The organism is Azospirillum sp. ST 5-10 (genome assembly GCF_051225715.1).
Lineage (GTDB): Bacteria > Pseudomonadota > Alphaproteobacteria > Azospirillales > Azospirillaceae > Azospirillum.
On sequence record NZ_JBPJSP010000004.1, the window covers coordinates 269,603 to 289,874 of the forward strand.

The following is a 20,272-nucleotide window of genomic DNA, read 5'->3' on the forward strand; positions in this document are numbered from 1 at the left end:
CGTCAGGCGGCGCGCATCCTGGTGAGCAGCGCGTCGGCGGCCATCTCCAGCTCGCCCATCTTCTCGGCCACGTCGGCGGCCGCGCCGCTGACGGCGCCCGACGCGCTGCCGATGGCGCGGGCGGTGCCCGCCAGCCCCTCGACGTTGCGGGCGACCTCGCTGGAGCCGACCGCCGCCTCCTGGACGTTGCGGGCGATCTCGCGGGTGGCGGCCTCCTGCTCGTCGACCGCGGCGGCGATGGTGGCGCCGAAGCCGTTCATCTCGCCGATGGTCTGCGCGATGCGGGCCATCGCCTCGACGGTTTCCGCGGACACCTGCTGGATGACGGCGATCTGCGACGCGATCTCCTCGGTCGCCCGTGCCGTCTGCCCGGCCAGCGCCTTGACCTCGTTGGCGACGACGGCGAAGCCCTTGCCGGCCTCGCCGGCGCGGGCGGACTCGATGGTGGCGTTGAGCGCCAGCAGATTGGTCTGCCCGGCGATGTTCTGGATCAGGCCGGTGATCTCGCCGATGCGGCGGGACGAGTCGGCCAGCCGGTCGACGGTGGCGTTGGTGCCGCTGACCTCGCTCTCCGCCGCCCGGGCGATCTCGCCCGACCGCGCCACCAGACGGGCGATCTCCGTCACCGAATGGGCCATCTGCTCCGCCGCCGAGGACACGGCCTGCACGTTGGCGCTGGCCTGGCTGGTCGCCTCGGAGGCGGCGTTCGTCCGCGCCTCGCCGTCGGCGGCCAGGGTCTGCAGCGTGCCGGCCTCGCCGCGCATCCGGGCGGCCGCGCCGGCGAGCGCGCCGACGACGCTGCGCACCGTCGTCTCGAACTCCGCCGCGACGGCGAGGATGCCGTCGCGCCGGCGTTGCTCGGCCTGCGCCTCGAGCCGCTCCTGCTCGGCGGCGAGGCGCCGCGCCTCCGCGGAATGCTGTTTGAGGACGTCGACCGCGCGGGCCATGGCGCCGACCTCGTCGCCGCGGTGGGTGCCCTCGACCGCGCTGGTCAGGTCGCCTTCGGCCAGGCGCGACAGCGTCGCCGTCAGCACGCCGATGGGGCGGGCGACCGAACGCGCCGCCGCCCACAGGCCGAGGCAGAGGACGAGCACCCCGAGACCGGACACGCCGAGCAGCAGCAGGCGGGTGCGGCCGGCGGCGGCCATCACCGCGTCGCGCGGCACCTCGACCATCAGGGTCCAGCGTTCGCCCACGGCGGGAAAGGACACCGGCGCCAGGACGCGCAGGATCTCGCGGCCGTCCGGCGCCGTACCCGCCAGGTTGGCCGTTCCGGCCCGCGCCGCCTCCGCGGCCGCCTGAAGAAGGGCGCGGTCGGCGACCGGCTTGCCGAGGCGCGCGGCGTCGGGATTGACCACCCAGAGATCGCCGCCGCCGATCAGCGACGCGGTGCCGACGCCGAGCGGGCGCAGCCTGCCCAGGGTGTCGGACAGGGAGGTCAGGGCCTGGTCGACCGTGAGGATGCCGACCGGCCGGCCGCCGCGGTGGACGACGACGCTCGCGGTCGTCATCAGCACCTCCTTGCCGTTCACCGGATAGGTGTAGGGCGGGGTGAGCAGGCTGCGGTTCTCACGGACCGGCTTGTCGTACCACTCCTCGGTGCCGGCCTCCTTGGTCATCACCAGCGTCTCGACCGCGATGCCGCCGGGGGCGTGATAGAAGTAGGGCACGTAGCGGCCGGTCGCGTCGGCGAAGGCATGGTCCTTGAACGCGGCGTCCCGTCCGTCCAGCCCGTTCGGCTCGAATGCCAAGGTCATGCCGACGACGTGAGGCAGCCCGGCGAGCGTGCCCTTGACGGCCTCGCCGAGCGCCGTGCGGTCGACCGCGCCGGCCGCCAGCAGACCCTCGATCGCCTTCGCCGCTCCATCGGTGGCCGCCACCGGCGATCCGACGGCCGCGCCGACCTCGGCGGCGTAGCGGCCGGCGGCGATGCGCAGCTGCTCCAGCGCCCCCTCCTCGGCCGCGTCCATGATCGAGGTGACCCCGATCCAGGACACGGCGGCGAACGCCGCCAGGGCGATCGGACCGGCGACGACGAGCACCTTGGCGCGAATGGACAGATCCGAGAAGGTCATGAAGGCTCTCCGCTGCTGGATCGGGGGCACGCGGGGAGAGCCGGGGAAGGAGGCCCCCGGACCACGGCTCGCGTTCCGTCGCTCGCTAGCACGCGTCGCCGATCGTTCTCATGGCATTCGCATGAATGTTTACGATCATCCGCCGGACCGGCCGGCAAGGGACCGGCCCGTGCGACCGGCCCGTGCGACCGGACCTGGGACCGGACCTGGGACCGGTTGCGCGCCGATGGGCGATGCGGGTATGGTTCCGCCGGCTCCTCGAAGCCCCGCACGTGGCCCCAGTCGCGAAACCGCCCCCTTGATGACGACGCTAAAGACAGAGCTGGCGACGCCGGCACTCAACCGCCTGCTGGACTTCTGGCTCGCGAAGTGCTCGTCGGGAAACCCGCCGGTATCCAGCACCATTTCACCGTCCGAGCTGCGACCGTGGAAAGACCACATCGTCATCTTCGAGGTGATCGGCGAGGACGACTTCGTCTATTCTTATTACGGCCGGGCGCTGGCGGCGGCCTGGGGACATTCGCGCCTCGGCCACACGCTGGAGGCCCTGCCCGAACCGCAGCGCGTCCTGCTGACCGCGGAGTACGAGGCGGCGCTGCGCGAGCGGCTGCCCCTGGCGCGCGTCTACACCGGCAACTTCGACGGCCGCGACCGCACCTTCGAGCGCCTCGTCCTGCCCCTGAGCAGCGACGGCGTCGCCGTCGACAAGCTGCTGGTCGCCGCCTATGAGTTGGCGCCGGACCGCCCCGCCGGACCGCCCCGCCCCGTCGCCACCCCCTCGCCATCGAGATCACCGGCATGAAGCCGCGCACGCCCCATCTCACCGCGCCCGCCACCCAGAACGGCGTCGTCACCGCCGACGAGTTCAATCTGTGGTGCGCGCTGAACGGCCGCCCCTTCAACCTGGTGCCCAACGCCCGCGCCGACGGCCGGCCGCAGTGGGACGTCGAGGTGCTGCCGGGCACGCCGCGCGCCGGCACCGTGTACTCGACGGGCCTCAGCGAGGAGGCGCTGGCGGTGGTGGCCGGCTTCGCCTTCCTCGCCGGCGTCGACTGGGCCGTCGAGGCGGCGCCGGCGGAGGCGCCGCGCGCCGAGCCCGCGCCGGCGGCGCCGGCCGCCGCCGCCCCCTCCGCGTCGCCGGAAGCGGTTCCGCAGGCCGCCCCGACGCTCGCCACGCCGGTGCAGCCGGCGGTGACGCCGGCCTCCCAGGCGTCGGTGACGCCGGCCTCCCAGGCGGCGCGGCCGGAGACGCCGACGGCCCGGGAGGCGCTGGCCCAGGCCCCCGCCGAGCCGGGCTACCAGTTCCCGCCCATCACCCTGCTGCAGCCGCCGCCGCCGCGGCCGCAGCAGCAGCACGACGAGACGGTGCTGGCGCGCAACGCCCGCCAGCTGGAGACGGTGCTGAAGAACTTCCGGGTGCGCGGCGAGATCATGGAGGTCCGCCCCGGCCCGGTGGTCACCCTCTACGAGCTGGAGCCGGCGCCCGGCACCAAGTCGGCCACCGTCATCAACCTGACCGACGACATCGCCCGCTCGATGAGCGCGGTGACCGCCCGCATCGCCATCGTCGCCGGCCGCAGCGTCATCGGTGTCGAACTGCCCAACCCGGTGCGCGAGATGGTCTACCTGCGCGAGATGCTGGAGGCGCCGGTCTTCCGCGACTCCACGGCGCACCTGGCGATCGCGCTCGGCAAGGACATCGGCGGCGACCCCGTGGTGGCCGACCTCGCCCGCATGCCGCACCTGCTGGTGGCCGGCACCACCGGCTCGGGCAAGTCGGTGGCGATCAACACGATGATCCTGTCGCTGCTCTACCGGCTGCCGCCCGACCGCTGCCGCTTCATCATGGTCGACCCCAAGATGCTGGAGCTGTCGGTCTACGACGGCATCCCCCACCTCCTGACCCCCGTGGTGACCGACCCGAAGAAGGCGGTGGTCGCCCTGCGCTGGGCCGTGCGGGAGATGGAGAACCGTTACGAGGCGATGTCGCGGCTCGGCGTGCGCAACATCGAGGGCTACAACGCCCGCGTCGCCGAGATGGCGGCCAAGGGCGAGAAGCTGCCGCCGCGCAGCGGCGACGGCGACATGGCGCTGCTCGACCTCGCCTCCAACGAGCCGGTGCCGCTGCCCTTCATCGTCGTCATCGTCGACGAGATGGCCGACCTGATGCTGGTCGCCGGCAAGGAGATCGAGGCGGCGATCCAGCGCCTCGCCCAGATGGCGCGCGCCGCCGGCATCCACCTCATCATGGCGACCCAGCGCCCGTCGGTCGACGTCATCACCGGCACCATCAAGGCCAACTTCCCGACCCGCATCTCCTTCCAGGTGACGTCGAAGATCGACAGCCGCACCATCCTCGGCGAGGCCGGGGCGGAGCAGCTGCTGGGCCAGGGCGACATGCTGTTCATGCAGGGCGGCGGCCGCATCACCCGCGTCCACGGCCCCTTCGTCTCGGATTCGGAGGTCGAGGAGATCGTCCAGTACGTCAAGGCCCAGGGCGCCCCCAACTACGTCACCGCCATCACCGAGGAGGAGGAGGAGATCATCGCCGAGGAGGAGGAGGACGCCGCCGGCGGCGGCTCGGCCGACGACCTCTACCTCCAGGCGGTCAACCTGGTGGTGCGCGAGCAGAAGGTGTCGGTGTCCTTCATCCAGCGCCAGCTGCAGATCGGCTACAACCGCGCCGCCCGGCTGGTCGAGCGCATGGAGCAGGAGCGCGTCGTCTCCCCCGCCAACCACCAGGGCAAGCGCGAGGTGCTGCTGTCCATCGCCGGCCTGTCGGCGAAGCGGGCCGGCGTCTAGGCGGCGGGACGGCATGGCCGCCTTCGTCACCGACGTCGCCGGGCTGGAAGCCCTCTACGGCCGGCCGGCGGGGGCCTCGGTGGCCAAGGAGACGGACCGCCTGACCCCCGGCTACCGGGCCTTCGTCGAGGCGTCGCCGTTCTGCGTGCTGGCGACGGCCGGGCCGGCGGGCCTGGACGCGTCGCCGCGCGGCGACGCGCCGGGCTTCGTGCGGGTGCGCGACGAGCGGACGCTGCTGATCCCCGACCGGCGCGGCAACAACCGCATCGACAGCCTGCGCAACCTGATCCACGATCCGCGCCTGGCGCTCCTGTTCCTGGTCCCGGGCGTCGCCGAGACGCTGCGGGTGGCCGGCCGGGCGGCGATCAGCGCCGACGCCGGGCTGTGCGCCGGCTTCGCCGTGAACGGCCAGGCGCCGAAGACGGTGCTGGTGGTCGCCGTGGAGTCGGTCTTCTTCCAGTGCGCCCGCGCCCTGGTGCGCTCGCATCTCTGGGACCCCGCCGCGCACGTCGCGCGCAGCGCCCTGCCCTCCACCGGCGCCCTGCTGGCCGAGGCCAGCGCCGGCCACGAAGGCGGCGACGCCTACGACCGCGCGCTGGCCGAGCGCCTCGCCAGGACCCTGTATTGAGGAGGGACGGAATGAAAGGGCACTTCCAGGACCTCGCCCGCTACAACCGGTGGGCCAACCGCCGCCTCTACGATGCGGTGGCGGCGGTGCCGGAGGCCCGGTTCCACGAGGACCGCGGCGCCTTCTTCGGCTCTCTGTGCGGGACGCTCAACCACATCCTGGTGGGCGACCGGGCCTGGATGCGCCGCATCGAGGGGACCGGGCCGCAGCCCCCCGCCCTCGACGCCATCCTCCACCGCGAGTTCGCCGCCCTGCGCGCCGCCCGCGAGGCGGAGGACGAGCGCATCGTCCGCGTCGTCGACGCCCAGGACGCGGACCGCTTCGCCGGCACCCTGTCCTACACCACCATGCGCGGCGAGCCGTGGGAGCAGCCCTTCGCCCAGGTGCTGACCCACGTCTTCAACCACCAGACCCACCATCGCGGCCAGGCCCACACCCTGCTGTCGCAACTGGGGCACGCCGCGCCGGAGCTGGACTTCATCTATTTCCTACGCGATCGCGACCTCTGACGGCCGGCCGCCGCGGCCACCGGCCGTCGAATCACCCCGGCCCCGCCTGCATCATCGCCAGGGCGCCGCGCGCCAGCGACAGCACCAGCACCGCCTCGACGGCGCGCAGCATCAGGCCGATCACCAGGGTGGCGAAGGCGGCGGTCGTCCCCCGGTCCTGGAAGACCTCGGCGACCATGGCGGCGACGGTGCGGTGGAAGCGGTGGGTGGCGCCGCCGGCCACCAGCAGCAGCGGCGGCGTGCCGACGACGAAATAGAGGATGCCCTTCCAGGTGGCGTAGGCCCAGGGCGCCACGGCGAAGCCCAGCACGCCGGCGACGATCCACACCGCGGCCGGCCAGACGTCCATCGCCGCACCGCCGTCCGGCGCCGGAGCGGGCCCGGCCACGCTCAGCCGCCCGGCAGGTGGCGGTAGGCCATCACCAGCGCCACCCGCCCCTGGGCGTCGGCGAGCGGCAGCAGCAGCTCGACGTAGCGCGCCTCCGGCAGGATCGGGTCGTTGCGCACGAGCTGGCAGCGCGGCTCGCCGGCGGCCAGGCAGGCGCGCAGGTCGGCCAGCCAGCGGTCGGCCGCCTCCGGCGCATGGCAGGCGGTCAGCGCCCGGGCGACGGGGCGGAAGCCCATGCGGCGCTGCAGGGCGCGGCCGCAGGCCCGGTACAGGAAGTCGGCGCCGCCCTGCACCGGCTCGAGCAGGGCCAGCCGCGACACGCATTCGCGGATGTGGGCGGTGTCGATGTCGACCGCCGCCGGCATCGCCCGCTGCTGCTTCAGCCGGCGCCAGTAGGTGTAGAGGATGCGGGCCTGCGGCGGCGCCATGTCGACGTCGAGGGGCGAGGAGGAGCAGACGGGAACGTCCGTCTCGGGTGCCGGCTCGGCCGCGGGGCGCGCCGCCGCCGGCGCGCCGATCGCCGCGGCCGCCCCGGCGGCGGCCGCCGCCGCCGGGGCGGCGACCCGCTCCGGCCGGCCGCCGTGCGACTTCAGCATGGGCAGCGGCGCCCAGGCCGGGCAGGTGTGGTAGGACTTGGTGATCTTCCGGTAGTCCTGGGAGATCGCCGTGCGGCATTCCCCTTCCACGCTGTAGCGGGCGACGTGGACCAGCGTGTTGTCCGCGGCGAGCGACCGCTGGCCGCCCCACGAGACGCAGGCGGCGCAGGCGCGGCTGTCTTTGGCGAAGGCGTGCGTCATGACGGAGGCGGCCGGGGAGGTGGGAGCGGGGACGGCCGATTGATGACGCCGTTCGCCCGCAGGCGCAAGGGGGCGTTTCACGGCGCGGCCCCATTGTTTCAAGCCGGTGGCGGAGGGGGCGACACCACCCCTTCCCACCCGGACGCTTAGTGCCTATAAAGTGCCCTCGCACGACATACGCCCCCTCCCCCCGCCACGGCGGGAGGGGGCTTTTGCTGACCGAACGTCGAAAAGCGGACCGCCATGCCCAAGCGCACAGACATCAAGTCCATCTGCATCATCGGCGCGGGGCCGATCGTCATCGGCCAGGCTTGCGAGTTCGACTACTCCGGCGTCCAGGCGTGCAAGGCGCTGCGCGAGGAGGGTTACCGGGTCATCCTGGTGAACTCGAACCCGGCGACCATCATGACCGACCCCGGCCTGGCCGACGCCACCTACATCGAGCCGATCACCCCGGCGGTCGTCGCCAAGATCCTGGAGAAGGAGCGCCCCGACGCGCTGCTGCCCACCATGGGCGGGCAGACCGCGCTGAACACCGCCATGGCGCTGTCCGACGACGGCACGCTGGAGCGCCTCGGCGTGGAGATGATCGGCGCCAAGCGCGACGTCATCGCCAAGGCCGAGGACCGCATCCTGTTCCGCGACGCCATGGACAAGATCGGCCTGGAGAGCCCGCGCTCGCGCCTGGTGCGCAACTACCGCGAGGCGCTCGAGGCGCTGGAGTTCGTCGGCCTGCCCGCCATCATCCGCCCCTCCTTCACCCTGGCCGGCACCGGCGGCGGCATCGCCTACAACCGGGCGGAGTTCGAGGACATCGTGCGCGGCGGCCTGCGCGCCAGCCCGGTCGGCGAGGTGCTGATCGAGGAATCGGTGCTGGGCTGGAAGGAGTACGAGATGGAGGTCGTGCGCGACGGCGCCGACAACTGCATCATCGTCTGCTCCATCGAGAACATCGACCCGATGGGCGTGCACACCGGCGACAGCATCACCGTCGCGCCGGCGCTGACCCTGACGGACAAGGAATACCAGATCATGCGCAACGCCTCGATCGCGGTGCTGCGCGAGATCGGGGTGGACACCGGCGGCTCCAACGTGCAGTTCGCCGTCAACCCGGCCAACGGCCGCCTCATCGTCATCGAGATGAACCCGCGCGTCAGCCGCTCCTCGGCGCTGGCGTCGAAGGCGACCGGCTTCCCCATCGCCAAGATCGCCGCCAAGCTGGCGGTCGGCTACACGCTGGACGAGCTGGACAACGACATCACCGGCGTCACCCCGGCCAGCTTCGAGCCGACCATCGACTACGTCGTCACCAAGATGCCGCGCTTCACCTTCGAGAAGTTCGCCGGCACCGAACCCCTGCTGACGACCTCGATGAAGTCGGTGGGCGAGGCCATGTCGATCGGCCGCACCTTCCAGGAATCGGTGCAGAAGGCCCTGCGCTCCATGGAGACCGGCCTGACCGGCTTCAACGAGGTGCGCATCGGCGGCGATGACAGCCCCGACCCGACCGCCATCCGCGGCGCGCTCGCCAAGCCGACGCCGGACCGCCTGCTGGTGATCGCCCAGGCGTTCCGCCATGGCTTCACGGTGGCCGAGGTGCAGCAGGCCTCCAAATACGACCCCTGGTTCCTCGAACAGATCGCCGAGATCGTCGCCGCCGAGGCGGACGTGCGCGGGCACGGCCTGCCGGGCGACGCCGCCGGTTGGCTCCGCCTCAAGCAGATGGGCTTCGCCGACGCCCGGCTGGCCGAGCTGACCGGCCGCGACGAGGGCGCCGTGGCCGCCGCCCGGCGCGCGGCCGGGGTGACCCCGGTCTACAAGCGCATCGACACCTGCGCCGCCGAGTTCCCGTCGCGCACGCCCTACATGTATTCCACCTACGAGACCGACGGCAGCGGTGCGGCGGAGTGCGAGGCGGAGCCGAGCGACCGGCGCAAGGTGGTGATCCTCGGCGGCGGCCCCAACCGCATCGGCCAGGGCATCGAGTTCGACTACTGCTGCGTCCACGCCGTCTACGCGCTGCGCGAGGCCGGCATCGAGACCATCATGGTCAACTGCAACCCGGAGACGGTGTCGACCGATTACGACACCGCCGACCGCCTCTACTTCGAGCCGCTGACCGCCGAGGACGTGATCGAGCTGGTGCGGGTCGAGCAGCGCACCGGCACCGTGCTCGGCTGCATCGTCCAGTTCGGCGGCCAGACCCCGCTGAAGCTGGCCGAGGCCCTGGAGAAGGCCGGCATCCCCATCCTCGGCACCTCGCCCGACGCCATCGACCTGGCCGAGGACCGCGAGCGCTTCCAGCAGCTCCTGCACAAGCTCGACCTGCTGCAGCCGGCCAACGGGCTGGCGCGCTCGCTGGAGGAAGCGGAGGCCGTCGCCACCCGCATCGGCTTCCCCGTGGTCATCCGGCCCTCCTACGTGCTGGGCGGCCGGGCCATGGAGATCGTCCACGACATGGCCGGCCTGCACCGCTACATCGCCACGGCGGTGAAGGTGTCGGGCAAGAATCCGGTGCTGATCGACAGCTACCTCCAGGACGCCATCGAGGTGGACGTCGACGTGGTCGCCGACCGCACCGGGGCGGTCTACATCGCCGGCGTGATGGAGCACATCGAGGAGGCCGGCATCCATTCCGGCGACAGCGCCTGCGCCCTGCCGCCCTACTCGCTGAAGGCGCAGACCATCGCCGAGATCGACCGCCAGGCCGAGGCGCTGGCCCGGGCGCTCAACGTCGTCGGCCTGATGAACGTGCAGTTCGCGGTGAAGGACGGCACCGTCTACATCCTCGAGGTCAACCCGCGCGCCAGCCGCACCGTGCCCTTCGTCGCCAAGGCGACCGGCACGCCGATCGCCAAGATCGCGGCGCGCCTCATGGCCGGCGAGACCCTGGCCGACTTCACGCTCAACGGGCCGACGCCGCCGCACACGGCGGTCAAGGAGGCGGTGTTCCCGTTCGCCCGCTTCCCCGGCGTCGACATCGTGCTCGGCCCGGAGATGAAGTCGACCGGCGAGGTCATGGGGCTCGACCACAACTTCGCGCTCGCCTTCGCCAAGTCGCAGCTCGGCGCCGGGGTGACCCTGCCGGTCACCGGCACCTGCTTCATCTCGGTCAAGGACCGCGACAAGCCGGCCCTGGTGCCGATCGCCACCAAGCTGCACGAGATGGGCTTCCGGCTGATCGCCACCACCGGCACCTGCGCCTTCCTGAAGGCGGCCGGCCTGCCGGCCGAGCCGATCAACAAGGTGGTCGAGGGGCAGCCGCACATCGTCGACGCCATGATCAACGGCGAAGTCCAGCTCGGCCTCAACACCACGGAGGGTGCGCAGGCGCTGTCCGACAGCTTCAGCCTGCGGCGGACCGCGCTCACCTACAACGTGCCGTACTACACGACCGTCGCCGGTGCTCGCGCGGCGGTGGAAGCCATCGCGGCGCTGCGAAACGGCAGCCTTGAAGTCGCGCCGCTCCAGTCGTACCTTAGCGGATCGTACTGAGACGGATGACGGCGCGGAGGCCCGCCCCCCGCGCCGCTATCTTTCTCCGCACGACGCGTTGGCTTGGTGATGGACTGAAGACATGGAAAAAGTGCCGATGACCGCGGCAGGTTTCGAACGCCTGCAAGAAGAGTTGAAGCACCTGAAGGCCGTCGAGCGTCCGGCCGTCATCAAGGCGATTGCTGAGGCTCGCGAGCACGGCGACCTGTCGGAGAATGCCGAGTACCACGCCGCCCGCGAGCGCCAGAGCTTCATCGAAGGCCGCGTCGCCGAGCTGGAGGACAAGATCAGCCGGGCCGAGGTCATCGATCCCTCCAAGCTGTCGGGCGACGCCGTGAAGTTCGGAGCCACCGTGACCCTTGCCGACGAGGACACCGACGAGGAGACCACCTATCAGATCGTCGGTCAGGACGAGAGCGACATCAAGAACGGCTTCCTCTCCATCCAGTCGCCGCTGGCCCGCGCCCTGATCGGCAAGCAGATCGGCGACAGCGTCGAGGTCTCCACCCCCGGCGGTTCCAAGCTCTACGAGATCGTCACCGTCTCCTACCGCTGAGCGGGCGGCGGAGTCGCCGGGCACCCGGCGCAGCCCCCCGCGGCGACGGTGCGGCCGGCCGCTTCCGGCCGCACCGCCGATCCTCCCGCGGGCATTTCCGGCAGCCGAATGCGATTCTTTTGAGCACCAGCGTCAGTCGGCGACGCTCGGCGCGCCGTCCACGGATTCCTGGTTGAAATGCGGGTGATTGTGGGTCATCCTCACTGTGTCGCGGCCCACGAGGGGGTCGTGGCCTGTCACTTCGCACGAGACCGTTGATGTTCGACCGCCCGCAGCGCGGGGCCTTCCGCGCTCCCGAGATCACCCACCGCAACATCCGCGCCACCGTCAAGTGGTTCAATCCGACCAAGGGTTTCGGCTTCGTGACGCCGGACGACGGTTCACCGGATGCGTTCCTCCACTCAACTGTTCTTCAGTTTGCTGGACACGACGCGCTGCCCGACGGCGCGACCATCGTGTGCGACCTGTCGCGCGGACCGAAGGGGCCGCAGGTGGCCAACATCCATTCGGTCGACCTGTCCACGGCGACGGCTTCCCCCCGTCCGGCCCGCAGCAGCACCGGCAGCGCCGGCGGCTGGGACCGTGCGCCTTCCGGCCCGACCGAAACGGTCGACGGTACGGTCAAGTGGTTCAACGTGACCAAGGGCTTCGGCTTCATCGCACCGTCGACCGGCGGCAAGGACATCTTCGTCCACATCCGCGCGCTGGAGCGGTGCGGCATCAACGGCCTCTCCGACGGCGAGCAGGTGCGCGTCACCGTCCGGCAGGGCGCCAAGGGGCCCGAGGCGGAGCGCATCGAACTGGCCTGATCCCCGGCCGGCGCCGCACCGTCGAACGGATTGCCAACGGAATGAAGGCCGCCCCCCGGGGCGGCCTTTTTCGCGTGTGCGGTGCCGGATGTGCGGTGCCGGGCCGGCCGGCCCGGTTCCTCGTCTCAGGACTTCCGTTCCACGCTCGCCTTCAGGCCGTCGAGCCCGGACCGGAAGAACCGGGTCATCGCCGCTTCCGCCGCGGCGTCGTCGAGCGTCTCGGGCGGATAGTTGCCGGTGTCGCCGCGGTAGAAGCGCCCGGACCACACCACCCGGCTGCCGCCTTCCGGCGCCGCGCTCACCGTCAGGATCGCCGAGTAGAAGCTGACCGGGAACGCCTCCACGTTCTCCTTCAAGAGGCGGTAGGACAGCCTCTTGCCGGCGGCGTCCATCTCGTCGAGGCTTTCGACCAGTTGCCCACCGTTGTCGAGGGTGAGCGTCCGCGTGGTTCCCGCCCCGGCCTGGGGGTCGGCCGCGCTGGCGGTGATCATCGGGTGCCAGGCGGCGATGTCGGGAAAGGCGCTGACGACCGCCCAGACCGCGTCCGGGCTGGCGGCGATGACGACGCTCTCCTCGGCCTTGCGCGGGGTCGGGCCGTGGGCGGCGGCGGGCGAGGCCAGCATCAGGAGCGTGGCGGCGATGGCAAGCAGTCGTGTCGGCATCAGGCAGGTTCTCGCTGTCAGGGGGAACGGAGGGCGTGACGGCGGCGGCGCACGCGCTCGACGGCCGGCAGCACGCCGTACAGGGTGAGCAGGGCCAGCAGGGCGAGCCCGGCGGGGACCGGCCGCAGGTCGAGCGCGGCCGGCATCGGGCGGACCGCGGCGTCGCGGCGGATCGCCGCGTCGAGGACGTCGGCGCCGGTCAGGTGGGCGTAGCCGAGCGCCGTGCGCTGCGCCAGCGACTGCAGATAGGTCTCGCGCACCGACGTCAGGTGCTCGGTCCCCATCACCGGCACCGCGCCGAAGGGCGCGTTGCGCGGGTGCCAGCCGGGGCGGCTCGACGCGTCGGCCGGCGGCGGGCCGAGGCGCGACTCGTGGGGCACGTCCTCCGCCCGGACGAAGCCGACCTCGCGGCCGCGGTCGTCGAAGCGCGGGATGGGCACCGGCACGGTGCCGCCGATGCCGATCAGCATGCCCTGCACCGCCCGGCGCTCCGCCGCGGACGGCGCCGCCGCCGAGGCGGGAGGCGGCGGCGCCTCGTGGCCGTCGGTGAGGAACACCAGGCTGCTGCCCACCGCTTCGGCCATGGCGAGGGCATCGTCGAGCCCGGAGGCGATCCGGCTGTCGCCTTCCCAGGCCATCCGCCAGTCGAGGGACGCGACGGCGCCGTCGATGGCGGCGAAGTTCTCGCAGGTCTCCACCGGCTCGAACAGCAGGAAGCTGCGGCGCTCGGTGAAGATGCCGAGACCGGCGCGCGAACCGCAGGGCAAGCGCGCCACGACGGTGCGCAGCGCGTTCTTGACGAAGTCGAGGCGGCTCGCCGGCCGGCCGTCGAGCGTCTCGTCGCGGGCGTTCATGCTGCCGGTGATGTCGACGACGAAGAGCAGGTCGTACGCCGGCCGGGGGACCTCGAGCGCGGGTCCGGCCAGCGCGGCGAGCAGCCCGGCCAGCGCCGCGCCGAGCAGCAGCAGGCGGGCGTCGCCTGGCGGGCGGACCCTCATGGCAGCCCTTTCGGCAGGCCCGGCAGGTCGGTCCACAGGCGCTTGTCGGTGGGCTGGGCCTCGTCCTCCGGCTCCCGCTCGATCTCCGGGAAGTCCCGCACCAGGCGCATGGCGACGTCGAGGTTGTGCTTGGCGTCCCAGAATCCCGGATTCAGCACCAGCGCCCGCCGGTAGCCGTCCTTGGCGAGGCGGACCAACGGGATGGCCGGGTCGAGGCGGCCCGCCTCGAGCAGGTCGAAGGCGGTGCGCAGCCGGGCGTTGGCGAGATCGTACTGCGCGGCGGCGGCGAGGGTGCGGTCGCCCGGGTCGAGATGGTCGACCTGCGCCTGCGCCTCGTCCAGACGGTCCCGCAGCATCAGGAAATGGGCGCGGGCGAACCGCACGTCCGCCACGACCGGCTCGTCGGTGGCGAGGTCCCGGCCCGCGGCGAGCCCGCCGATCAGCCGGTTGTCGTGCAGGCCGAGAAGCAGCTTGCCCGCGGACAGCACGAACAGTCCGGCGGTCGCGGCGAGTGCCCCCCACAGCAGGGCGGCCCGCAGCCGGGCGAGCCACGCTCGCCCCGAACGGGGTGCGGCGCCCGTCATGACGCGGCGGCCTCCGGCCGGCGCCGGAGCGCCTCACCCGCGCGGCGCGGACGCCGTTCGCAGAGCTTGGCGAGCAGGAGGAGCCCGACGCCGGCCGCCGCGACGCCGTAGGCGACGGCGGTCAGGTCGCGGCGGGGAATGCGTTCGCGGTAGCGGATGGGACGGGTCTCCAGGGTGTCGATGGCGTCGATGGCCGCTCCGACCGCCTGGGCGCTGGTCGCCTCGAAGGCGCGGTAGGGCACGCCGAGGCTGCCGAGGAAGCGGTGGAGATGGCGCTCCGGCATGGCCTGCGGAGTGTCCTCGCCCGGTTGCTGCGGTTCGTCGAACAGGCCGCGGCTGCCCTTGGTGCGCAGGAACAGCCAATAGAGATGGACCGGGGTGCGCGCCACGGCGTCGCGCAGCGCCTCCTGGACGCGGCGGTCGATGACGGCGGCGCCGTCCGACACCAGGACCACCGCCGGCGACGACCCCGGCGGCGCCTCTCCGACCATCGAGAAGGCCAGGGCCAGGCCCCGCCCCACGTCGGTGTGCGCCAGCCCCGGCCGGTCGATGGCGCGGACGGCCGCCTGCACCGCGGCGCGATGGTCGGTGATCGGCAGCACCGGCATGGGCGCCGTGGAGAACGCGGCGATGCCGATGCTGTCGTGGGGGCGGCGCGCCAGGAACTGCGTCAGCAAACGCCGCGCCGTGGTCGATTTCGCCTCCTCGTCGCCGTTCGGCAGGCGGCCGGCGAAGCTGTTGTCCATGCTGCTGCTGCGGTCCAGCAGCAGGACGATCTGCGCACCCTTGCCCTCCCGCTCGACGGTCTGCGCCAGCCGGTGCAGGCCGGCCAGGCCGAGAACGAGCGCGGCCAGCGCGAGGACGGCGATCAGCCGCAGCCCGGCGTCGACGGCGAAGGACAGGGGATCGCGCGGCACGGCCACGAGCGACGGGTGGTCGGTCGGGGCGAACGGCCTGACCAGCAGCGGCAGCAGGGCGAGCGGCGCCAGGAGCAGCACCAGGGGGGCGTCGACGGCCAGGGTCATGCCGCCTCCCTCTCGGCGGCGGTCAGGCGCCGCCCGAACGCCAGCAGGGCGCGCGGCGGCAGCAGGTCGACCGCGGCGTCGGTGTCGGTCGCGAAGAACGCGTGGCGGGAGGCGGCGAAGAAGCGCTCGATGTCCCGCCGCAGCGGCCGGAACGCCGGGGCGGCGTCCAGGAAGGCCGGCACGTCGTCGGCGAGGACCCGGCGGCCGGCCGTCGCGTCGAAGGCGCGGTGGAAGGCGAGCAGCGCACCGCGGTAGGCGGCGGCGTCCCCGTCCATCTGCAGGTCGAGGCGGGCCAGGCGGAGCGCCCGTACGAAGGGGCGGCGGGTGCGACCGCGGAACGGCCACCAGCCGCGATGCCAGGCGACGAGGGCGAGCAGCGCCGGCAGCGCCGTCCCCGAGCCGGCGGCGGCGAGCGACCACGCCGCCAGGTCCACGGGCCGCGCCGGCACGTCCGGGCGCAGGTGGGGGCCACCGTCGCCCTGCGGCCGGATCTCCCGCAGCGGCGACATCAGGAAGGTCCACGCCGGGACCACCGCGTCGGTCCGCCGCGCCCCGTCGTGCAGGGTCAGGGTGAAGGACGGGACCTCCAGGGCCCGCGGCTCGAGCGGCGCGTAGAAGGTCTGGTACTCCAGGCGCACCCGCTGCCGCTGCACCCCGCCGCGCGCGTCGGGGGGCTCCAGCTCCACCGCCCTCAGGTCCAGCCAGTAGGTGACCGGACCGGGCTGGGGCAGCGAGGCCGGCGCCACGCGGAAGCCGGGATCGGCGGCGATGGTGACCTCGTGGCGGATGACGTCGCCGATGAAGAAGCCGAACGGCCGCGGCGCCGCCAGCTCGACCGAGCGCACGGCGGCGGCGGCATCCCGGCCGCCGCCGGCCCACGCTCCGACCAACAGTGCCAATGCGGCGGCCGTCCCCTGGCGCATGACCAACCTCATCGGGCGAGCAGAAGCTCGGCAAGAGCGTCGGGATCGAAGCGGTCGACGAGGGGGAACGGCGTCCAGCCGCGCGCCCGGAACAGGCGGTCCAGCGCCGCCCGGCGCTCCTCGCCGGCGCGCCGCCAGGCGGTGCGCAACGACGGCCGCATGACGGCGAGCCGCTGCCGTCCGGTCTCCAGGTCGCGCAGCGCCACCAGCCCCCAGGCCGGCAGGTCCTCCTCCTCGCCGCGGTCGCGCAGGACGACGGGAAGCACGTCGTGCCGCCACAGCCCGTCGAAGAGGGCGGCCAGCCGGTCGAAGGGCAGCAGGAAGTCGGACACCAGGACCACCAGGCAGCGCCGCGCCGGGAGCCGGTCGACGGCCGCCAGCAGCCCGTCGGCGCTGGCGCCGCGCGGCGCCGCGCCGAGCAGGCGCTCGCGCACCTCGTCGGCGATGCCGCGGCGGCGGGCCGGCGGCAGGAAGACGTCCTCGCGCAGCGCGCCGTCGCAGCCGATCAGGGCGAAGCGGTCGCCCATCTTGTGGGCCGAGGCGGCCAGGGTGGCGCACAGATCGGCCACCACCGCCATGCGCGGCACCCGCCCCGTGAAGCCCATCGACCCGGACAGGTCGACGACGGCCGCGACGACGATCGGGCTGCGCCGGGCGAACTGGCGGACCTGCACCGCGCCCATCGGGTCGCGGGCGGTCACCCGGACGTCGACGCGGCGCGGGTCGGGATGCTGCAGCAACGGCACATGGCGCCGGAACATGCCGTCGCCGCCGTCGCCGCTCCCGGGATGGGCGCCGACCTGGACGCCGCTCGGCCGCCAGCGCAGCCGGTAGGGAATGGGCGCCGACCCGGCTGCGTGGTCGTCCGTCATGGCGCGGCCACCCGCTCGAAGACGGCCTCGCACAGGGCGCGGACGAGCGGTCCCCGCCGCCGCTCGTAGACCGGGTCGAGGAAGATGCGGTGGGCCATGACCTCGAAGAAGACGTCGCGCAGGTCCTCGGGCACCACCATGTCCCGCCCCTCCAGCCAGGCCCGCACCCGGGCGGCGCGGACCAGGAAGGAGACGCCGCGCGGGCTGGCGCCGCCGACCACCAGCCGCGCCATGTCGACCCCGTCGACGGTGACGCCGTAGCGGTGGGGCTCGCGGATCGCCCCCCACAGGGCGGCGGTGTAGGCCTCCAGGGCCTCGCTCGCCCGCACGCCGATCTGGATCGCCTGGGCCGCGGCGGGCAGCCCGGAGACGTCGAGAATGCCCTCGGGGATGCCGGCGACGAGACGGTCGGTGTCGTGGAAGCGCGGATCGAAGACCAGCCGGCGCCGCACCGCCTCCTCCACCGGCATGGGCACCTCGATCTCCATGAGGAAGCGGTCGCGCGCCGCCGCCGGCAGTTCGAAGGTCTCCTCCTGCTCCACGCGGTTGCGGTCGGCGAAGACCTGCAGGTAGGGAAACCGGTATTCCCGGTTGAAGGCGGCGACGCTGCGCTCGGCCATCAGGCGCAGCAGCAGCGAGTGCACCTGCGGCCGGGCGCGGTTGATCTCGTTGAAGAAGAAGATCGACAGGTCCTCGCCCTGGCGCAGCAGCGGACCGGGGTCGACGCGCGGGCGCCCGTCCTCGGCCAGATGGGCGTGATAGACGAGGTCGGTGGGCATCAGGTCGATGGTGCCGTCGATGCGCTCGAAGGCGCCGCCGATCGCCCGCGCCAGGGCGCGCAGCAGGGTCGTCTTGCCGACGCCGACGTCGCCCTCCAGCAGCACGTGCCCGCGGGCGAAGACGGCGATCGTCAGCAGGCGGATGACCCGCTCCTGGCCGACGATCGCCTTGCCCACTTCCCGTTGCACCGTCTCGGCACAGGCCAGCCAGTCGCTCAACGCCGTGTCGGCGTCGGGAACAGCACGCATGGTGGACCTCTCGGGTTGCCTGGGCGGCCAAGCCGCGACGGGACCGGGTCGACCGGCTTTCATTTGATCGGAACGACCAAATGAAGACCGCATCACTGCGCCGGGATCTTCTTGACGTCGTAGACGAAGGTTCCGGACTTCTGGAAATACTCGACCCGCTTGCGGTTGCGCTCGTCCATCGCCTTGATGGACTCCTGCTGCTTGTTCAGCTCCATCGGGTCGTGCTTGGGGTCGTACTTGCTGCCGGCGACCTTGGCGGGATAGCCCGGCTTCGGTTCCCAGCAGTTGCCGGGCGCCTTGCAGTTGGTGCCGTCGTAGGCGGCCGCCGGGACGGCGGCGAAGGCGAGCACCGCGGCCACCGCCGCGGCCGGGATCAGGTGGCTGGCGCGATCGAACAACGTCATCGGTTTGCTCCTTTCTCGCATCGCATGAAGTTCGGCACCGGCAGGGGCGCCGGTGCTCCCGCTCGCCCGTCAGTTCGTCACGGGCTGGCACGCCCCCGGCTGCGGCGTGCCGTGTGCCGCCGCCGCCAGCTTGGCCGAGTAGGGCTTGAAGCGGTGGCGTTGGTCCTCGGTCAGCCATTCCGCCGTCCCGGGGTCGCCGGTGTAGAGGTGGCGGACCCAGGCCATGACCAGCAGCATCTCGTCGAGCGTCAGCGCGCCGTACTGCGGCCCCATCTGGCCCTGGCCGCCGCCGAAGATCGTCTCGAAGAGCCCCTTGTCGGTGGCGTTCTTGGGATAGGTCCAGTAGTCGTCGTTCAGCCCCGGCCCCACCTTGCCCTCGGCCAGGTGGCCGTGGCAGCCGGAGCAGGCGGACAGGAAGATCTCTTCACCGGCCGGCAGGCAGGACGGGTTCTCGTTGTAGGGATTGACCCCGGTGTCGAGGAAGGCCTTCACGGCCGGCGTGTCGCGGCCCTCCGGCCGTGCCTCCCCGATGTCGAGAACCTCGCCGGTCACCGTGTGGTTGAAGGTGAGGGCCGCCTGCGCGGCCCAGGCGCCGCCGACGCCGAGGATGACGGCACCGAGGATCAAACGCACGCTCATGCTCCTGCTCATTCTGCCGTTCCGCTCCCTGCTGCTGCCGAAAGGATGGTCGCGCTCCCGCGGGCCGACGGTCACTGACCGACACTCGGTTCCAGAAGGGGAATGCCCTCGTCGCGGAGGATGGCCTCGATCCGCGGCCGCGCCTCGACCAGCGCCGCGTCGAGCTGCTGGCGCAGGTCCTCGTCGCCCTTGCGCACCGCCATCGACTGGTCGAACTGCTGCGGCACCAGTTCCCCGCCGGCGGTGACCCCGTTGCGGTCGATCATGGTCATGACCAGCGGGGTGGTGGAGGCCTTGACGTAGCGTGCGACGTCGGGCGCGAAGGCGACGGCGACGTCGGCCGACCCCTTGGCGACCTCGGAGACGAGGACGTCGTTGGGCACCTGGGTGTACTGGTTGCGGCGGTCGGTGAAGTTGACCAGCGAGTACTGGTAGATCAGGTTGTCCTCGTAGAGGCCGGTCTGCTTCAGCATCTCCTCGGACGGCGAATAGAACTGGTAGGCGATCCGCTTCACCCGGGCGATGTCGTCGTCCGACCAGCTCGACAACTTCAGCCCGCTGTCGGCGCGGGTGATGAAGGCGTAGCCCGTGCGGTAGTAGGGAGCGGTGGTGAGCACCCGCGAGTCGCCGTCGTCGACGCCGACGATGACGTCGCAGGCCCCCTTGTCGAGCAGGTCGCGCACCAGGAAGATCGCCGGCTTGTCGGTCCAGACGAACTCCGCCTGGCGCCCCATGGCCTCGGCGACCACCATGGCGATGCGGTTCTCGAACCCGGTGCCGTCCTTGGTCGTGTAGGGCGCGGCCTTGGACGAGGCGCAGACCTTGAGGGCCGGCGCGTCGGCCGCGGCGGCCGTTCCCCAGCCCATGGCGGCCGCCACGGCGGCGAGCCCCAGGGAGCGGGCGAAGGATCGTGAAAGGGTGTGAAGTGTGGTGTGAACGGGCATCATCGTCGGATGCACTCCTCGAACTGGCTGGCCTCGAACCGACCGGCTCCGATCCGGCCCGGACGGGGTCGCTTTCGGTGGTGCGGGATGCGGCCCCCACGCCTCTGCGGGAGGAACAAGGTGGGGGCCGCCCG

20 protein-coding genes are annotated in these 20,272 nt (G+C 72.5%); 7 read left to right on the plus strand and 13 right to left on the minus strand.

Going from position 1 to position 20,272, the window contains the following annotated elements; all coding sequences use genetic code 11:
• Positions 1-2 precede the first annotated feature (2 nt).
• Complete coding sequence (locus tag ACSBPG_RS07230; RefSeq protein ID WP_435536457.1) at positions 3-2,075, minus strand: methyl-accepting chemotaxis protein; 2,073 nt, start codon at positions 2,073-2,075, stop codon at positions 3-5.
• Positions 2,076-2,376: 301 nt separating this feature from the next.
• Here ACSBPG_RS07230 and ACSBPG_RS07235 point away from each other — a divergent pair, with 301 nt between their 5' ends.
• The 4 genes from ACSBPG_RS07235 to ACSBPG_RS07250 are packed head-to-tail and all read left to right on the plus strand — an operon-like array spanning position 2,377 to position 6,014.
• Positions 2,377-2,877 carry a PAS domain-containing protein gene (locus ACSBPG_RS07235; RefSeq protein ID WP_435536458.1) on the plus strand — a complete coding sequence of 167 codons (501 nt, stop codon included), beginning with the start codon at positions 2,377-2,379 and terminating at the stop codon, positions 2,875-2,877.
• On the plus strand, positions 2,874-4,877 hold the full coding sequence (locus ACSBPG_RS07240; protein WP_435536459.1) for a DNA translocase FtsK: 2,004 nt from the start codon (positions 2,874-2,876) through the stop codon (positions 4,875-4,877). Before ACSBPG_RS07235 ends, ACSBPG_RS07240 begins: the two co-directional genes overlap by 4 nt.
• A 13-nt stretch (positions 4,878-4,890) precedes the next feature.
• Entirely contained in the window at positions 4,891-5,505 is a 615-nt protein-coding gene (locus ACSBPG_RS07245) for a pyridoxamine 5'-phosphate oxidase family protein (RefSeq protein WP_435536460.1), read from the plus strand.
• A gap of 11 nt (positions 5,506-5,516) precedes the next feature.
• The gene (locus ACSBPG_RS07250) at positions 5,517-6,014 is read left to right on the plus strand and encodes a DinB family protein (RefSeq protein ID WP_435536461.1); all 498 of its coding nucleotides are present in this window, start codon (positions 5,517-5,519) and stop codon (positions 6,012-6,014) included.
• Between the two features lie 31 nt (positions 6,015-6,045).
• Here ACSBPG_RS07250 and ACSBPG_RS07255 read toward each other — a convergent pair whose 3' ends face one another.
• Together ACSBPG_RS07255 and ACSBPG_RS07260 are read right to left on the minus strand one after the other, a co-directional pair.
• Positions 6,046-6,402, minus strand: coding sequence for a hypothetical protein (locus ACSBPG_RS07255; protein ID WP_435536462.1), 357 nt, complete (start codon positions 6,400-6,402; stop codon positions 6,046-6,048).
• A gap of 2 nt (positions 6,403-6,404) precedes the next feature.
• Entirely contained in the window at positions 6,405-7,199 is a 795-nt protein-coding gene (locus ACSBPG_RS07260; RefSeq protein ID WP_435536463.1) for a hypothetical protein, read from the minus strand.
• A 243-nt stretch (positions 7,200-7,442) separates the two neighbouring features.
• On the opposite strand from ACSBPG_RS07260, the gene carB reads away from it, so the two are divergent.
• The 3 genes from carB (at position 7,443) to ACSBPG_RS07275 (ending at position 12,059) form a co-directional block, all read left to right on the plus strand.
• On the plus strand, positions 7,443-10,694 hold the full coding sequence (gene carB / locus ACSBPG_RS07265; RefSeq protein ID WP_435536464.1) for a carbamoyl-phosphate synthase large subunit: 3,252 nt from the start codon (positions 7,443-7,445) through the stop codon (positions 10,692-10,694).
• Between the two features lie 82 nt (positions 10,695-10,776).
• Positions 10,777-11,250 (plus strand): transcription elongation factor GreA, encoded by a 474-nt coding sequence (greA, locus tag ACSBPG_RS07270; RefSeq protein ID WP_435536465.1) that lies wholly within the window; start codon positions 10,777-10,779, stop codon positions 11,248-11,250.
• Between the two features lie 257 nt (positions 11,251-11,507).
• The gene (locus ACSBPG_RS07275) at positions 11,508-12,059 is read left to right on the plus strand and encodes a cold-shock protein (protein WP_435536466.1); all 552 of its coding nucleotides are present in this window, start codon (positions 11,508-11,510) and stop codon (positions 12,057-12,059) included.
• Between the two features lie 125 nt (positions 12,060-12,184).
• Here ACSBPG_RS07275 and ACSBPG_RS07280 read toward each other — a convergent pair whose 3' ends face one another.
• The 10 genes from ACSBPG_RS07280 to moxJ all read right to left on the minus strand — a co-directional run bounded on the left by ACSBPG_RS07280 (position 12,185) and on the right by moxJ (position 20,141).
• Positions 12,185-12,721, minus strand: a complete 537-nt coding sequence (locus ACSBPG_RS07280) for an SRPBCC family protein (protein WP_435536467.1) — start codon at positions 12,719-12,721, stop codon at positions 12,185-12,187.
• A gap of 17 nt (positions 12,722-12,738) precedes the next feature.
• On the minus strand, positions 12,739-13,719 hold the full coding sequence (locus tag ACSBPG_RS07285) for a vWA domain-containing protein (RefSeq protein ID WP_435536468.1): 981 nt from the start codon (positions 13,717-13,719) through the stop codon (positions 12,739-12,741).
• Entirely contained in the window at positions 13,716-14,303 is a 588-nt protein-coding gene (locus tag ACSBPG_RS07290) for a hypothetical protein (protein ID WP_435536469.1), read from the minus strand. Before ACSBPG_RS07290 ends, ACSBPG_RS07285 begins: the two co-directional genes overlap by 4 nt.
• Positions 14,300-15,328, minus strand: a complete 1,029-nt coding sequence (locus ACSBPG_RS07295; RefSeq protein WP_435536470.1) for a vWA domain-containing protein — start codon at positions 15,326-15,328, stop codon at positions 14,300-14,302. Before ACSBPG_RS07295 ends, ACSBPG_RS07290 begins: the two co-directional genes overlap by 4 nt.
• The gene (locus tag ACSBPG_RS07300; RefSeq protein WP_435536471.1) at positions 15,325-16,227 is read right to left on the minus strand and encodes a hypothetical protein; all 903 of its coding nucleotides are present in this window, start codon (positions 16,225-16,227) and stop codon (positions 15,325-15,327) included. The genes ACSBPG_RS07295 and ACSBPG_RS07300 overlap by 4 nt, the downstream gene beginning before the upstream one ends.
• Positions 16,228-16,259: 32 nt before the next feature.
• Positions 16,260-17,123, minus strand: coding sequence for a DUF58 domain-containing protein (locus ACSBPG_RS07305; protein WP_435536472.1), 864 nt, complete (start codon positions 17,121-17,123; stop codon positions 16,260-16,262).
• Positions 17,120-18,151, minus strand: a complete 1,032-nt coding sequence (locus ACSBPG_RS07310; protein WP_435536473.1) for an AAA family ATPase — start codon at positions 18,149-18,151, stop codon at positions 17,120-17,122. Before ACSBPG_RS07310 ends, ACSBPG_RS07305 begins: the two co-directional genes overlap by 4 nt.
• Positions 18,152-18,243: 92 nt before the next feature.
• Positions 18,244-18,555, minus strand: a complete 312-nt coding sequence (locus ACSBPG_RS07315; RefSeq protein ID WP_435536474.1) for a methanol dehydrogenase [cytochrome c] subunit — start codon at positions 18,553-18,555, stop codon at positions 18,244-18,246.
• Positions 18,556-18,624: 69 nt separating this feature from the next.
• Entirely contained in the window at positions 18,625-19,194 is a 570-nt protein-coding gene (gene moxG, locus ACSBPG_RS07320; RefSeq protein WP_435536475.1) for a cytochrome c(L), periplasmic, read from the minus strand.
• 71 nt (positions 19,195-19,265) lie between these two features.
• Positions 19,266-20,141, minus strand: a complete 876-nt coding sequence (gene moxJ / locus ACSBPG_RS07325; protein ID WP_435536476.1) for a methanol oxidation system protein MoxJ — start codon at positions 20,139-20,141, stop codon at positions 19,266-19,268.
• Positions 20,142-20,272 lie beyond the last annotated feature (131 nt).